This is a genomic window from Phenylobacterium sp. LjRoot219 (assembly GCF_964252995.1).
Taxonomy (GTDB): domain Bacteria; phylum Pseudomonadota; class Alphaproteobacteria; order Caulobacterales; family Caulobacteraceae; genus Phenylobacterium.
Window position 1 is genome coordinate 2,261,629 of record NZ_CAXUQI020000001.1, and the last position, 13,578, is coordinate 2,275,206.

At 69.4% G+C, this 13,578-nt stretch carries 11 protein-coding genes; 9 read left to right on the forward strand and 2 right to left on the reverse strand.

Annotation, left to right across the window (positions count from 1 at the left end; genetic code table 11):
• Position 1: 1 nt before the first annotated feature.
• From ACSQ14_RS11145 to ACSQ14_RS11170, 6 genes are read left to right on the forward strand one after another with little or no spacing between them, the layout of a single operon-like run.
• Positions 2 to 1,129: an ABC transporter permease gene (locus tag ACSQ14_RS11145; RefSeq protein WP_436012655.1), complete on the forward strand. Its 1,128-nt coding sequence runs from the start codon at positions 2 to 4 to the stop codon at positions 1,127 to 1,129.
• A 12-nt stretch (positions 1,130 to 1,141) separates the two neighbouring features.
• Positions 1,142 to 2,581: an efflux transporter outer membrane subunit gene (locus ACSQ14_RS11150; protein ID WP_436012657.1), complete on the forward strand. Its 1,440-nt coding sequence runs from the start codon at positions 1,142 to 1,144 to the stop codon at positions 2,579 to 2,581.
• Between the two features lie 31 nt (positions 2,582 to 2,612).
• Positions 2,613 to 4,787, forward strand: coding sequence for a DUF3141 domain-containing protein (locus tag ACSQ14_RS11155; protein WP_436012659.1), 2,175 nt, complete (start codon positions 2,613 to 2,615; stop codon positions 4,785 to 4,787).
• Positions 4,780 to 5,745 carry a phosphate acetyltransferase gene (locus ACSQ14_RS11160; RefSeq protein ID WP_436012661.1) on the forward strand — a complete coding sequence of 322 codons (966 nt, stop codon included), beginning with the start codon at positions 4,780 to 4,782 and terminating at the stop codon, positions 5,743 to 5,745. The genes ACSQ14_RS11155 and ACSQ14_RS11160 overlap by 8 nt, the downstream gene beginning before the upstream one ends.
• A gap of 7 nt (positions 5,746 to 5,752) precedes the next feature.
• Entirely contained in the window at positions 5,753 to 6,532 is a 780-nt protein-coding gene (gene fabI / locus ACSQ14_RS11165) for an enoyl-ACP reductase FabI (protein ID WP_436012663.1), read from the forward strand.
• Positions 6,533 to 6,568: 36 nt separating this feature from the next.
• The gene (locus tag ACSQ14_RS11170; RefSeq protein ID WP_436012665.1) at positions 6,569 to 7,759 is read left to right on the forward strand and encodes an acetate/propionate family kinase; all 1,191 of its coding nucleotides are present in this window, start codon (positions 6,569 to 6,571) and stop codon (positions 7,757 to 7,759) included.
• 40 nt (positions 7,760 to 7,799) lie between these two features.
• Here ACSQ14_RS11170 and ACSQ14_RS11175 read toward each other — a convergent pair whose 3' ends face one another.
• Positions 7,800 to 8,807 carry a SphA family protein gene (locus tag ACSQ14_RS11175; RefSeq protein ID WP_436012668.1) on the reverse strand — a complete coding sequence of 336 codons (1,008 nt, stop codon included), beginning with the start codon at positions 8,805 to 8,807 and terminating at the stop codon, positions 7,800 to 7,802.
• A 66-nt stretch (positions 8,808 to 8,873) separates the two neighbouring features.
• The gene (locus ACSQ14_RS11180) at positions 8,874 to 10,316 is read right to left on the reverse strand and encodes a histidine kinase (RefSeq protein WP_436012670.1); all 1,443 of its coding nucleotides are present in this window, start codon (positions 10,314 to 10,316) and stop codon (positions 8,874 to 8,876) included.
• A gap of 352 nt (positions 10,317 to 10,668) precedes the next feature.
• Here ACSQ14_RS11180 and ACSQ14_RS11185 point away from each other — a divergent pair, with 352 nt between their 5' ends.
• The 3 genes from ACSQ14_RS11185 to ACSQ14_RS11195 all read left to right on the forward strand — a co-directional run bounded on the left by ACSQ14_RS11185 (position 10,669) and on the right by ACSQ14_RS11195 (position 13,564).
• Complete coding sequence (locus ACSQ14_RS11185; RefSeq protein WP_436012671.1) at positions 10,669 to 11,304, forward strand: response regulator; 636 nt, start codon at positions 10,669 to 10,671, stop codon at positions 11,302 to 11,304.
• Between the two features lie 119 nt (positions 11,305 to 11,423).
• Positions 11,424 to 12,809 carry a DUF1254 domain-containing protein gene (locus ACSQ14_RS11190; protein WP_436012673.1) on the forward strand — a complete coding sequence of 462 codons (1,386 nt, stop codon included), beginning with the start codon at positions 11,424 to 11,426 and terminating at the stop codon, positions 12,807 to 12,809.
• Positions 12,806 to 13,564 (forward strand): DUF2092 domain-containing protein, encoded by a 759-nt coding sequence (locus ACSQ14_RS11195; protein WP_436012675.1) that lies wholly within the window; start codon positions 12,806 to 12,808, stop codon positions 13,562 to 13,564. Before ACSQ14_RS11190 ends, ACSQ14_RS11195 begins: the two co-directional genes overlap by 4 nt.
• The last annotated feature ends 14 nt before the right edge of the window (positions 13,565 to 13,578 follow it).

A 13,578-nucleotide genomic window follows, 5' to 3' on the forward strand; every position in this document is an offset into this window, starting at 1 on the left:
CATGCGCCCGCTGGCTCACATCTTCCGGCTCGGCCTGAAGGAGTTGCTGAGCCTGGCGCGCGACCCGGTGCTGCTGTTCCTGATCATCTACAGCTTCACCTTCTCGGTCTACACGCCGGCCACGCGCGCGGTCATGGACGTGGTCAACGCCTCCATCGCCATCGTCGACGAGGACAATTCGGAAGCCGCCCGCGACGTCCGCGAAGCCATGCTGCCGAAAATGTTCCTGCCGGCGAAGGAGATCAGCTTCGACCAGATCAACAGGGCGATGGACACCGGCCAGTTCACCTTCGTGGTCGACGTGCCGCCGAACTTCGAGATCGACCTGGGCCGCGACGCGCAGCCGGAGGTGCAGGTCATCACCGACGCCACGGCGATGAGCCAGGCGGGCCGCGGCCCGTCCTACATCCAGAACATCATCACCCAGGTGGCGCAGCGCTACTGGCCCGGCGCGAGCAATCCGGAGAACCAGCCGGTCGTCACGCTCAACACCCGCGGCCGCTTCAACGCCAACTATGAGCAGAGCTGGTTCGTCGCCATCAACCAGGTGATCAACAACATCTCGGTGCTGGCGATCTTCCTGACCGGGGCCGCCGTGCTGCGCGAGCGCGAACACGGCAACATCGAGCACCTGCTGGTGATGCCGCTGCGGCCCTACGAGCTGATGTTCGCCAAGATCTGGGCGAACGGCCTGGTGGTGATCGTCGCGGCCCTGCTGTCGCTGTTCCTGGTGGTGAAGCTGGTCATCGGCGTACCGATCCGCGGCTCGATCCTGCTCTTCAGCGCCGGCCTGGTGATCTACCTGTTCTCGGTCACCGCGCTGGGGATCATGCTGGCCACGCTGGTCCGCTCGATGCCGCAGTTCGGCCTGCTGGCCTTCCCGGTCTTCATCGTCATGTCCCTGCTGTCAGGCGGCAACACCCCGCTCGAGAGCATGCCGATCTTCCTGCAGAAGGTGATGCAGTTCGTCCCTTCGACCCACTTCGTGGCCTTCTCGCAGGCGGTGCTCTTCCGCGACGCCTCGCTGGCGATGGTCTGGCCGTCGATGCTGAAGATGTTCCTGATCGGCAGCGCCTACATGGCGTTCACCCTCACGCGTTTCAGAAAAATGCTCGCGGCTGTGCAATAAAGAGGTGCGGCGGTGAAGACCAACGCTCGGAAGACGACCGTCTGCTTCAGCCTTCTCGCGGCCCTCGCGACCGCCATGCTGTCGCCGGGCTGCACCATGGGGCCGGACTACAAGAAGCCCGACGTGCAGGTGCCGACCCAGTACCGCTCCCAGCTTTCCCCGGCCGAGGCGACCTCCTTCGCCGACCTTCCGTGGTGGAGCGCGTTCAATGATCCACAGCTGCAGCGGCTGATCAACGAGGCGGTCACCAACAACTACGACGTCCAGATCGCCGCCGCGCGGATCGAGCAGGCGCGGGCGGAGCTCGGCGTCGTGCGCTCCGAGGCCTATCCACAGCTCGACTACAGCGCCGGCGCCGGCGCCCAACGCGCGCTGGTCCAGGGGCTGCAGGGTGTGGGCGCAACCGACGTCGGATCGGTCAGCGGCCTTCTCAACGCCGCCTGGGAGCTCGACATCTGGGGCCGCATCCGGCGCGCGTCCGAGTCCGCTCGCGCCGGCCTGTTCGCCCAGGAAGAGGTGCGGCGCGGCGTGATGCTGACGCTGGTGACGGACGTCGCCTCCGGCTACTTCCGGCTGCTGACCCTCGACCGCCAACTGGCGATCTCCGAGGAAAGCACCCGGACCTACAAGAAGACCTTCGACCTGTTCGACCTGCGCTTCCAGGCCGGAAAGGACAGCAACCTGCCGGTCCAGCGGTCCCAGGCGATCTACAACGCGAGCCTCGCCCGCACCGCCGACCTGAAGCGCCAGATCGCGCAGCAGGAGAACGCCCTCAGCATCCTCCTCGGCAGCTATCCGCGCGCGATTCCACGCGGCCGCCTGCGGGAGCAGGCGCTCCCGCCAACCCCGCTCGGCTCGACCAGCGACATCCTTCAGCGTCGTCCCGACATCCGCGCCGCCGAGCAGAACATGATCTCCGCCAACGCCGACATCGGCGTCGCCGTGGCGAACTTCTTCCCGCGCATCGGCCTGTCGGCGTTCGCCGGCGGCCAGGGCATCCGCGTCGCGGGCGACGACAACTGGTTCGGTCTGTGGAACGCCGGGCTCGGCCTGACCGGACCGATCTTCAACGGCGGCCGGCTGCAGGCGATCTACAACGGGCGCAAGGCGTTCTGGGACGAGACCGTCGCGCAGTACCGCAAGACGGTGCTGGTCGCCTTTCAGGAGACATCGAACGCGCTGGCGGCGCAGCAGAACCTGGCGACGCAGCGCGACGCCCTGGAGGCGCAGGTCGGCAATCTGCGGCAGTCCTCGGAGCTGGCGCTGACGCGCTACGACGGCGGCCGCGCCAGCTACTTCGAAGTGCTCGAGGCGCAGCAGCAGCTTTATCCGGTCGAGGGCGAACTGGCCCAGGCCGAGGGCGACCAGCTGCAGGCGACGGTCAGTCTCTACAAGGCGCTTGGCGGCGGTTGGAAGCTGACGCCGGAGGAATGGCGTCAATCATCTCGGTGAACTCCAACGAGGCAGCGTTAGGAGCGGCGACATGGCGGCGCGAAAGACGTTCAGCCCCGTCCAGGAATATTGCCTGGACGCGTGGCAACGCTCGATCCTGTTTCTCGACATCCTGCGGGAGCGCGGAAACATCTACCGGGAGCACTCGGCCCTGCCGATTCCCAACGTGCTGCACTTCGAGGTCGAGCTGGTGCGCGACGGCCGCACCCTGCCCCGCCCGGTCAACTATGGGCTGGTTCGGATCGTCCCTCCGGCAGGCGTGACGATCGATCCGGCCAAGCCCCCGTTCATCGTCGTCGATCCGCGCGCCGGCCATGGCCCGGGCATCGGCGGGATGAAGCCGAACAGCGAGATCGGCGTCGCCCTGGCGGCCGGCCACGCCTGCTATTTCATAGGCTTCCGGCCCGAGCCCGAACCCGGGCAGACCATCGAGGACGTCTGCCTGGCCCAGGCCGCCTTCGTCGAGGAAGTCGCCGCGCGCCATCCCGACGCCGACGGCAAGCCGGTCATCATCGCCAACTGCCAGGCCGGCTGGCAGACCATGATCATGGCGGCGATCCGACCGGAGCTGGCCGGGCCGATCCTGCTGGCCGGCTCGCCCCTGTCCTACTGGGCCGGCGTCCGCGGCAAGAACCCGATGCGTTACTCCGGCGGCGTGATGGGCGGCACCTGCTGGACCGCCTTCGCCGGCGACCTTGGCGAGGGGCTCTTCGACGGGGCCAATCTGGTGGCCAACTTCGAGTCCCTGAACCCGGCCAACACCTTCTGGCAGAAGCCCTACAACGTCTACGCCAAGGCCGACACCGAAGGCGCGCGGTTCCTCGACTTCGAGACCTGGTGGGGCAGCCCGGTGCTGCTGAACGCCGGCGAGATGCAGTGGATCGCCGACAATCTGTTCGTCGGCAACAAGCTGGCGACCGGGGCGCTGCGCACCTCCGACGGCGTGCGGATCGATCTGCGCAACGTCCGCTCGCCGATCATCGTCTTCTGCTCCTGGGGCGACGACATCACCCCGCCGCAGCAGGCCCTGGGCTGGATCAGCGACATCTACGCCCACGAGCGGGAGATCGCCGCCAACGGCCAGACCATCGTCTACTGCCTGCACCAGTCGATCGGCCATCTCGGCATCTTCGTCTCGGGCAAGGTGGCGAACCGGGAGCATCGCGAGTTCGCCACCTGCATGGGAATGATCGACCTGGCGCCGCCTGGGCTCTACGAGGCGGTGATCACCGACGTCGGCCCCGACACCGCCCATCCGGAGCTGATCGACGGGCGCTACCTGTTCCGGCTGGAGCCGCGGACCCTGGCCGAGGTCCGCACGATCGTCGCCGAGTCCCCGGAGGACGACCTGCGTTTCGTCACGGCCGCCCGCGTGTCGGACGCCGGGCTAGGGCTCTACCGCACGCTGTTCCAACCGGCGGTGCGCGCGACGATGACCGAGCCCATGGCGGAAGCGCTTCGCGCGCTGCATCCGAACCGGATGCGGTTCGCGATCTTCTCCGAGCAGAACCCGCTGATGAAGTACGTCGAGCGGCTCGCCGAGCAGGTGCGCCATGCCCGCCAGCCGGTCAGCCCCGACAACCCGCTGCTGGCCTGGGAGACGTCGCTGTCGACATGGATCCGCACCTCGCTGGAGACCTACGGCGCAGCGCGCGACGCGTGGGTCGAAGCGGTCTTCGTAAACACCTACGGCTCGCCGCTGCTGCAGGCGATGGTCGGGCTGGACCCCGTGGCGGCGACCGCCGAGCGCCACGAGGCGCGTGACCTCGTGCGCGAGGCCGATGAGGCCCGGCTGCGCTCGGAGTTGGAGCCCCGGTTCGAAGCGGGCGGCGCGGCCGAGGCCGCCTCGCGCGCACTGATCTATGTGAGCCTTCCGGACGGCGGCTATGACGAGCGCGGCTTCACCATGCTGAAGGAGCTTCGCGCGGCGCAACCGGCCGCCTCGCGCAGCTCGATGGCCGAGCTCAAGGAATTGCTCAAGGAACAGTCCCTGCTGGTGCGCCTGGATGAGGAGCGCGCGATCCGGGCCATTCCCAAGCTGCTGCCAAAGGGCACCGATCAGCGCGAAGCCACCCTCAACGCCGTGCACAGCGTGCTCGAGGCGCACGGCGCGATCCCCGACGAGTGCAAGCGCCGTCTCGACCGCGTCGACGCCCTGTTCAACGGCAAGGGCCCGAGCAGCCCATCGGAGTCCGCCCATGTCTGAGCTCTCGCAATGCATCGGCCCGGATGGCCACGAGAAGTTCCGGCGTCTCGTCGAGGCGGCCCAGGAGTATCCCGCAGCGACGACCGCCATCGCCCACCCATGCGACGAAGTCTCACTGGAGAGCGCGGTGCAGGCTGCGAAGCTGGGGCTGATCGTCCCCATCCTGGTCGGGCCGCAGGCGCGCATCCGCGAGGTGGCGGCGCGGGCGACGCTGGACATCACCCCCTACGAGATCGTCGACGCCGTCCACAGCCACGATTCAGCCGCCAAGGCCGTGGCGCTGGTGCGGGCCGGTCGGGCCGAAACCCTGATGAAGGGCAGCCTGCACACCGACGAGGTGATGGGCGCCGTTGTCGCCCGGGAGACCGGCCTGCGCACCGGCCGGCGGATCAGCCACAGCTTCATCATGGACGTTCCGAACCACCCGCACCCGCTGATCATCACCGACGCCGCGGTAATGATCGCACCCACGCTGGAAGAGAAGGTCGACATCGTCCAGAACGCCATCGACCTGGCCCACGGCATGGGGGTCTCCGACGTCCGGGTGGCGATCCTGAGCGCGATGGAGACGGTCAATCCAAAGGTCCCCTCCACGGTCGAGGCCGCGGCGCTCTGCAAGATGGCCGACCGCGGGCAGATCACCGGCGCCGTGCTCGATGGGCCCCTCGCACTCGACAACGCGATCAGTCCGGAAGCCGCCGCGGTGAAGAAGATCGTCTCGCCCGTCGCGGGTCGCGCCAACGTGCTGGTGGTCCCCGACCTGGAGGCCGGCAACATGCTCGCCAAGAGCCTGTCCTTCCTGGCCGGCGCGGACGCCGCCGGCATCGTCATGGGCGCGCGGGTGCCGATCATCCTGACCAGCCGCGCGGACGCGCTGCTGACGCGCCTGGCCTCCTGCGCGGTGGCCCTTCTGGTGGTGGCCTCGCGCCGCGCCGACGCCGCCGCAGCCATGGTCTGAGGACGTCATGGGCGAACCCATCCAACCGATCCTCGCCGGACGGAAGACGCTGATCGTCGGCGTCGCCAACGAGCATTCGATCGCCTACGGCTGCGCCAGGGCGTTCCGCGCCGCCGGCTCCGAGCTGGCCATCACCTGGCTGAACGACAAGGCGCGGCCGCACGTGGAGCCGCTGGCGACGGAACTGGGCGCGGCGATCACCGCTCCCTTGGACGTCTCGGTCCCCGGCCAGCTGGAGGCGGTGTTCGACCTGATCCGCGACCGCTGGGGACGGCTCGACAACCTGGTCCATTCGATCGCCTTCGCCCCGAAGGAGGATCTCCAGGGCGGCCTGCTCGACTGCTCGGCGGAGGGGTTCGCCAAGGCGATGGACGTCTCCTGCCATTCCTTCATCCGGATGGCGAAGCTCGCCGCGCCGCTGATGACCGACGGCGGCGCGATGTTCGCCATGAGCTACTACGGGGCCAATCGGGTCGTGCCGAACTACAACGTCATGGGCCCGGTGAAGGCGGCGCTGGAGGCTTCCTGCCGCTACCTCGCCTACGAGCTCGGCCCGGCCGGGATCCGCGTCCACCCGATCTCGCCAGGTCCGCTGAAGACCCGCGCGGCGTCAGGCCTGAAGGACTTCGATCTGATGCTGAACGAGGCGGCGCAGAAGGCGCCGCTGGGCGAACTGGTCGACGTCATGGATGTCGGCTTCGCCTGCGCCTACCTGGCCTCCGACTTCGCCCGACGGATCACCGGAGACACCGTCTACATCGATGGAGGCGCGCACGTCGTCGCCTGAGCGACGGCGCGGCCTCGCTGCGGAAAGGCGCTCGCCATGAACGGTTGCATCGCGGTCATCAACGCCGGCTCGTCCAGCATCAAGTTCGCGATCTACGAGGATGAGACAGCGCTGTTCCGCGGACGGGTGGAAGGCATCGGCGCGTCACCGCGGCTGCGGGTCGCCGACGCCGCCGGCGCGGCGATCATCGATGAGAGCCTGCCCGCCGAAGGACTGGACCATGGCGCGGCGACCCGGCGGCTGCTGGAGACCGCTGTCGCGCTGATCGACGGCCGGTCGGTGCTGGCGGTCGGACACCGGGTCGTGCATGGCGGGGTCAACTACGCCGCGCCCGTCCGGGTCGACCGCCAGGTGCTGGCGGACCTCGCCGAGCTGACGCCGCTGGCGCCGCTGCATCAGCCGCACAATCTGGCCTCGATCGCGGCGATCGCCGAGGCCGCGCCGCACATCCCGCAGGTCGCCTGCTTCGACACCGCCTTCCACCGCGGGCAGCCGGATGTGGCGCAGTCGTTCGCCCTGCCGCGCAAGTTCGCCGACGCCGGCGTGCGCCGGTACGGTTTCCACGGCCTCTCCTATGAATACATCGCCTCGCGGCTGCCCGAGGTCGCGCCGGCCCTGGCGGCGGGCCGGGTCATCGTCGCCCACCTCGGCAACGGCGCCAGCCTGTGCGCCATCCAGAGCGGCCGCAGCATGGCCAGCACCATGGGCTTCACCGCCGTCGACGGCCTGGTGATGGGCACCCGTTGCGGGACCATCGATCCCGGCGTGCTGATCTACCTGATGGACGTCTATGGCATGGACGCCCGCGCGCTCGAGACCCTGATCTATCGCCAGTCCGGCCTGCTCGGCGTCTCCGGCGTCTCCTCGGACATGCGCACCCTGCACGCCTCGGCCGAGCCCGCGGCCGCCGAGGCGGTGGCGCTGTTCGTCTACCGGATCGTCCGCGAGGCGGGCTCGCTCGCCGCCGCGCTCGGCGGCGTCGACGGCGTCGTCTTCACCGCCGGCATCGGCGAGAATGACCCAACCGTGCGATCGGCCGTCGCGGCGGGTTGCGGCTGGCTCGGCCTGGAGCTCGACGAGGCCCGCAACCGCGGCGGCGAGGCCCGGATCAGCAGCGACGCCTCCCGGGTCGCGGCCTGGGTGATCCCGACCGACGAGGAGCGCATGGTGGCGCGCCACACTGAGGCCGTTCTCGGCCTGGTCGACGCCGGACCGAAGGCTAGCTGAGCAAAGGCGCGTGACGCGCTCGACGCCTCCCCGCATCCGTTCAGGGCGTCTTCATGCCGGGCGGCAGCTTCACGTACAGCGGCATGTTGAAATCCACGAAGATCGAGTGGCCCTCGAGCCGGTTGCGCGCCTCGAACTCCGAGAAGCCGCGCACCCGCACGGCCGCCGGGACTTTGCCCGCGATCTTGAAATTATAGTTCGCGGTCGCGCCGAGGGCCGCGACGCGGCCCTTGAAGGGGCCAAGCCTGGCGCCGGAGCCGGAGTCGCCGGTGAGCTGGTCGAAATAGTAGCCCTGCAGCCCCAGCGACCAGGCCGGCGACAGCGTCTTCTCGATCGCGGCCTCGATGTGCCACTCGGTGCCGGTGCGATACTGGGTGGCCGGATTCATGCCGTTGAAGGTGACGCCGGTCTTGGCCGAGAGGTCCCAGCCGGCCCTCGGGTCGATCCAGCTGGCGGCGACGGAGAGGTCGCTGGCCCAGCGGTTGAAGGCGAGGTTCGCCAGTTCGGCGTCACGATAGTCGCCGATCGGGACGTTCAGCAGGTTGGCGACTTGGATGTGGGTCTTGCCGGTCGTCCAGCCGATCGCGGTGATCAGCGCCGGATCGCCGAGGATGAACGCCGTGTCGCCGCGGGATAGATTGACCTGATTGCCGCGTGGCCCGGTGATAACCGCGTCGACCTTGACCCATGGCTGGCCGAACGGGACGATCAGGCCGACCGCAGGCGTGCCGCCGGCGATCTTGAGGTCGGGCACCGACAGCACCGAGGCGAAGTCGGCGGCAATGGTCGCCTCCAGGCCGGCGACGACGTTGCCGCCGACGGTGAACTGTTTCCCGCCGCCGGAGTCGCCCTTGTAGTAGTAGGCGGTGTTGGCCAGGAACAGGCCCGGCAACGGCGGCAGGACCCCGGCCCCGGGGCCGCCGGAACCCAGCAGATAGAAGCTCGCCCCGCCCTCCGACGCGCGCGCCGTCGGCGCGAAGCCTGCGGCCGCGAGGATCAAACCGACGCCGGCGAGACCGGCCAGCGTCCGGCTTTGACGCGTCCGCATGGCGAGGACCTCCGTGCCGCGTGACCAGCTCCGCGGCAGCAGATCACCTGCGCCATCGACCGAGTATCAGGCCAAACCTTGCCGGCTGGTGGGGTCTTCACCTGAGACCAACCGTCCGGCTACAGGCGCCGCCGGCCGCTTGACGGGGTTGCGCCTTGGCCGGTCGTCGCCCTCCTCGATCGAAGCGCGCACCAGCACCCCGGTCGCTCCGGCGGCCAGTTCGAAGGCCCCGCCCAGTTGCTTCATCCGCGCGCGCATGCCGCTGATGCCGACGCCTTCCGGCGGCGCCTCGCCGTCCGGGAGACCGACTCCGTCGTCCTCGACCTCGAGGACCACGCGCCCGCGCTTGCGCTTCAGCCGCACCACCGCGCTCGCCGCCCCGGCGTGACGGTAGACGTTCATCAGCGCCTCCTGGGTCACGCGGAACAGCGCCACCTTGGTGCGGAACGGCAGGTCCATGCTGCGCCGCCCGGCCTCGACGCTGATCTCCAGTCCCGTGCGCCGCCCAAACCCGAGCGCGAAGACGCGCAAGGTGTCCTCAAGCCCGCCGGCCTCGAGCAGCGCCGGCGGATGCAACACAAACGAGAAGTTGCGGATCTCGCGCTGCGCGCTTTCGATCGCCTCGCGCGCGTCGTCCAACACCCGCAGCGGCTCGCCGCTCAGCGCGCCCTGCCCCGACAGCCGGCTCAGCCCGAGGCGGGCGGCGACAAGCAGCTGCGCGGTCGAGTCGTGCAGCTCGCGGCCGATACGCCGCCGTTCGTTCAGTTCCGCGTGCGCCAGGGCGTTGGCGGCCGCCGCGAGCTCGGCCTGATGCTCGTAGTGCTCGGTCTCGTCGGTGGTCACGCCGAGGATCCGCTGCACCCCGCCGTCCGGCGTACGGGCGAACACCTGGGAGCGCACATTGACCCACAGCTGCTCGCCGCCACCGCCGCGCATGCGGCAGACGGTCTGCACGACTTCGCCGTCCGCGGCCTCCAGTTGCGCCGCCATGTGGCGCGCGACGACATCGTGGTCGGCTGCATCGACCAGACTCAGGGCGTCGGCCGCGCTCATCACACCCGGCGTCAGGCCGAGCCGGTCGAGCAGCGGATCCGCAGCGCAGCGCAGCGTCCCGCAGGGATAGTCGAAGATGAAGACCATGCCGCGGCTGAGCGCGCCGATCTCCGCCAGCACCCCGGCCTCGCCGAGCGTCGACAGCGCGAGCGGCGGCCGCGCCTCGGTGGCGCTGATGAGGACGGAGGCTGCCCCGTTGAGCACCACCCGCTGCACGGCGATCCGCAACAGGGCGAACTCCGCGCGGGAGCCGTGGGCGGCGCGGAACTCCACCGCTTCGCCGTCGCGCAGGCACTGTTCCACCGCCCGCCGGACCTGATCGGCCGAGGCGCCGCGGAACACCTGACTGAGCGGCCGCCCCTCCACCCCAGATTGCGGCAACTCGAACAGTCGTAGAAAGGCTTGATTGGCCCGATCTACCGAAAGCCCGCCTCCCGACCGAGAAGCGAGCGCCATTGGCGCAGTGGCGGACCAGAATGCGAGCTCATAGAGCCCTGCGGCTGGTCTGAGGATCTCATCCCGAAGTACGAGTGACACGGCTCGAACTCCTGCGAGGGCTTATCGCGCTCTCAACTCATAGTAGCATGTTTTGCTTGGTAGGGTGATTATGGAGGTGAAATCCGGATAGGGCGATCAACATTCGATAAGGCGCACGTGCCCCACACCCTTTCTGCCTGACACCAGGCCTCAGGTCGGCGCCCGAGCGCCGTGGGGCCGACCGGCCGGGGTGTAAATGTCGTCCGGGTTTCGCCTGATGCCGCAGGGGTTCGCCCCAGGGTATCGGTAGTTCTGAGGACGGGAGGCTTGAATGCTGCGCATCCTGATCGCGGACGATCACGAGATCGTTCGCAAGGGCGTGCGGGACGTGATCGAAGCCCACCCTGGCTGGGAGGTGTGCGGCGAGGCCGCCGACGGCCAGGCCGCGCTGGAGATCGCGCTTCGCGAAAAACCCGACGTCGCAGTGCTCGACGTCTCCCTGCCGCTGCTCAACGGCGTGGCGCTGACGCGGCGGCTGAAACAGGAATGTCCCGCGACCAATGTGCTGCTGTTCACCATGCACGACGATGACGAGACCGTCAGCGGCGGGCTGGCGGCCGGCGCCCGCGGCTACGTCCTGAAGACCGACAGTGAGCGCTACCTTGAGGCGGCGATCTCGGCGCTCGGCGCCAACCGTCCGTATTTCTCGTCCTTCGTCTCCGAACTGCTGCTCGACGCGGCGATCAACGACCGCAAGCGCTCGCGGCTGGAAAGCTTCACCATCCGCGAACTGGAGGTGGCGCAGCTGATCGCCGAGGGCAATTCGAACAAGCAGATCGCCCGGAATCTGGAGATCAGCATCAAGACGGTCGAGAGCCACCGCTCGGCGGCGATGCGCAAGGCCGGGGCGCGGACCGCGGCCGAGTTCGTTCGCTTCGCGATCAAACACAATCTCATCCAACCCTAGAAAAACAGAGGGCTGGTCAGGGGGCGGATAGAGCCCACAACCATCACCGCTCGGGGTTTCGCCGGATTGGTCGGGGAGCGCCCACGGAGGACGCTTCTGGCGACCTGCCGGAGGCCGCCGTGGTCGACTCGCCCCGCCCCGCAAAATCGCCAGACGCCGCGGCGCGACAGCTCGCCTGCGAGGTCTTCGTCCTCGGGTTCCCGCTGATCCTGATGGACGCGGTGCGGCGGGCCCACCCGCTGGCCTCGAGCCGCTTCCGACGGCTGCCGCCGGGCTCGCACGAACTGCTGCCGGGCCTGTTCGACGACGATCCCGACTGCCTGCACAGCTGCGCGGTGATGGATCTCGGCCTGGGGCCCGCGGCGCTGCACCTGCCGAACACCCACGGCCGCTACCTGTCGGTGACCCTGATCGACGCCGCCGGCGAGCCGTTCGCCAGTCTCGGCTCGCGCACCGACAGCCACCTGATCAACGACGCGGTGGTCGCCGGCCCGCACTGGCACGGCGAAGTGCGGCCAGGCATGAAGGCGTTCCGTTCGCCGAGCGACATGGTCTGGGCCGTCAGCCGCATCCTGGCGCGCTCGGCCGCCGACCACGCCATCGTCGAGGGGCTGGCCGCCCGCCAGTTCCTGTCGCCCGCGCTCGGCCCGGCCGATGAAGCCGACGCCGCGCCGACCAAGCTCGACATGCTGGAGCTGACGGCGATCCGCCAGGTGGCCGGCACCGAGCCGCACCTGCTGCTGTTCCGGATGCATCAGCTGATCGCCCGGGCCCCGCGCGCGGCGCAGGAGCGGCTCGACGTCGCGATCCGCGGGCGTCTGAGCATGATCCAGACGCAGTTCGAGGCCTCCCCCCAGAGCGAGGAGGCCATGGCGCGCGGCTTCGCCGACGGCTGGAAGGCGATACAGGCCGCGCGCACCGCGCAGATCGCCCCGCCGTCCCGCGACTGGACCAGCCTGGACGCCGGCCCCGCGGCGCTGACCCCGACCAGCCGCGCCGCCCTGGTGCTGCAACGGCTCGGCGCGCCGGTGCGGGAGGACGTCCTCACTCTCCGCTGCAACGCCGATGAATCCGGCCGCCCGCTCACCGGCGAAGAGCAGTATCGGATCCGCTTCGCCGCCGACGGACTGCCGCCGGCGCAGTCGGCCTGGCGACTCACGGCGCACGGCCGTCAGGCCAGCGTCTCCTGCGGCGTGATCGGCGATCACAGCCCGCTGGTCGTCGGCGAGAACAACGCCCTGGAGCTGCTCATCCAGCGCGACCCGCCGGCCCGTCCGCTGTCGCCGAACTGGCTGCGCGCGCCGCCCGGCCCGTTCGAGCTCAAGCTACGGCTGTACGGCCCGACGGCGGAAGCCCTAGCCGGCAGCTGGCGGATGGTCGCCGTCGAGCGGCTCGGCTCGCGCGGCGACGGCCGTCCCGAGGCCCCCGGCCGGCGACCGCTGCGGTCCCGGTCGCGGCGCGGCGGCGACCTCAACAGCTCTGGAAACTGGAGGACTTCCGCATGACGCCGTCCCGTCGAGCCCTGACCGGGCTCGCGCTCGCCCTGACCACCGGCGCCGCGGCCCTCGCCCAGGCGACGGCGCCTGCGACGCCCTCCGGGCCGGACATTGAGCCGGAAGCGGTCCAGGCGCTGCAGCGTATGAACAGCTACCTCGGCACGCTGACCACCTTCGAGGCGACCTCCGACACGACCCAGGACGTGGTGCTCGACAACGGCCAGAAGGTGCAGATCGACGGGGTGCTGACCTATCGGGTGAAGCGGCCGGACGGCTTCGAGATCAAGGTCGCCACCGGCAACAAGGTCCGCGACTTCTACTACAACGGCAAGCAGCTGACGGTGTACGCGCCGAAGCTCGGCTATTACGCCCAAGCCGCGGCGCCGCCGACCATCCGCCAGACGCTGGACGCGGCCCACGAGAAATACGGCATCGTCTTCCCGCTCGAGGAGCTGTTCCGCTGGAGCGAGCCCGGCGCGAAGCACGACAAGCTGCAGACGGCGATGGTCGTCGGCGACGCCGTCATCGGCGGCGTGCAGACCACTCAGTACGCCTTCCGCGAGGGCGACTACGACTGGGAGGTCTGGATCGAGAAGGGCGCCCGGCCGCTGCCGCGCAAGGTGGTGATCGTCGATCGCTCCGACGACGCACGTCCGGCCTACACCGTGCGGTTGGGCTGGAACCTCAACGCCCCGGTCACCGCCGAGAGCCTGACCTTCAAGCCCGGCAAGAACGACAAGCCGATCCAGATCGCCGCCCAGTAGCGACAGGAGTGCAT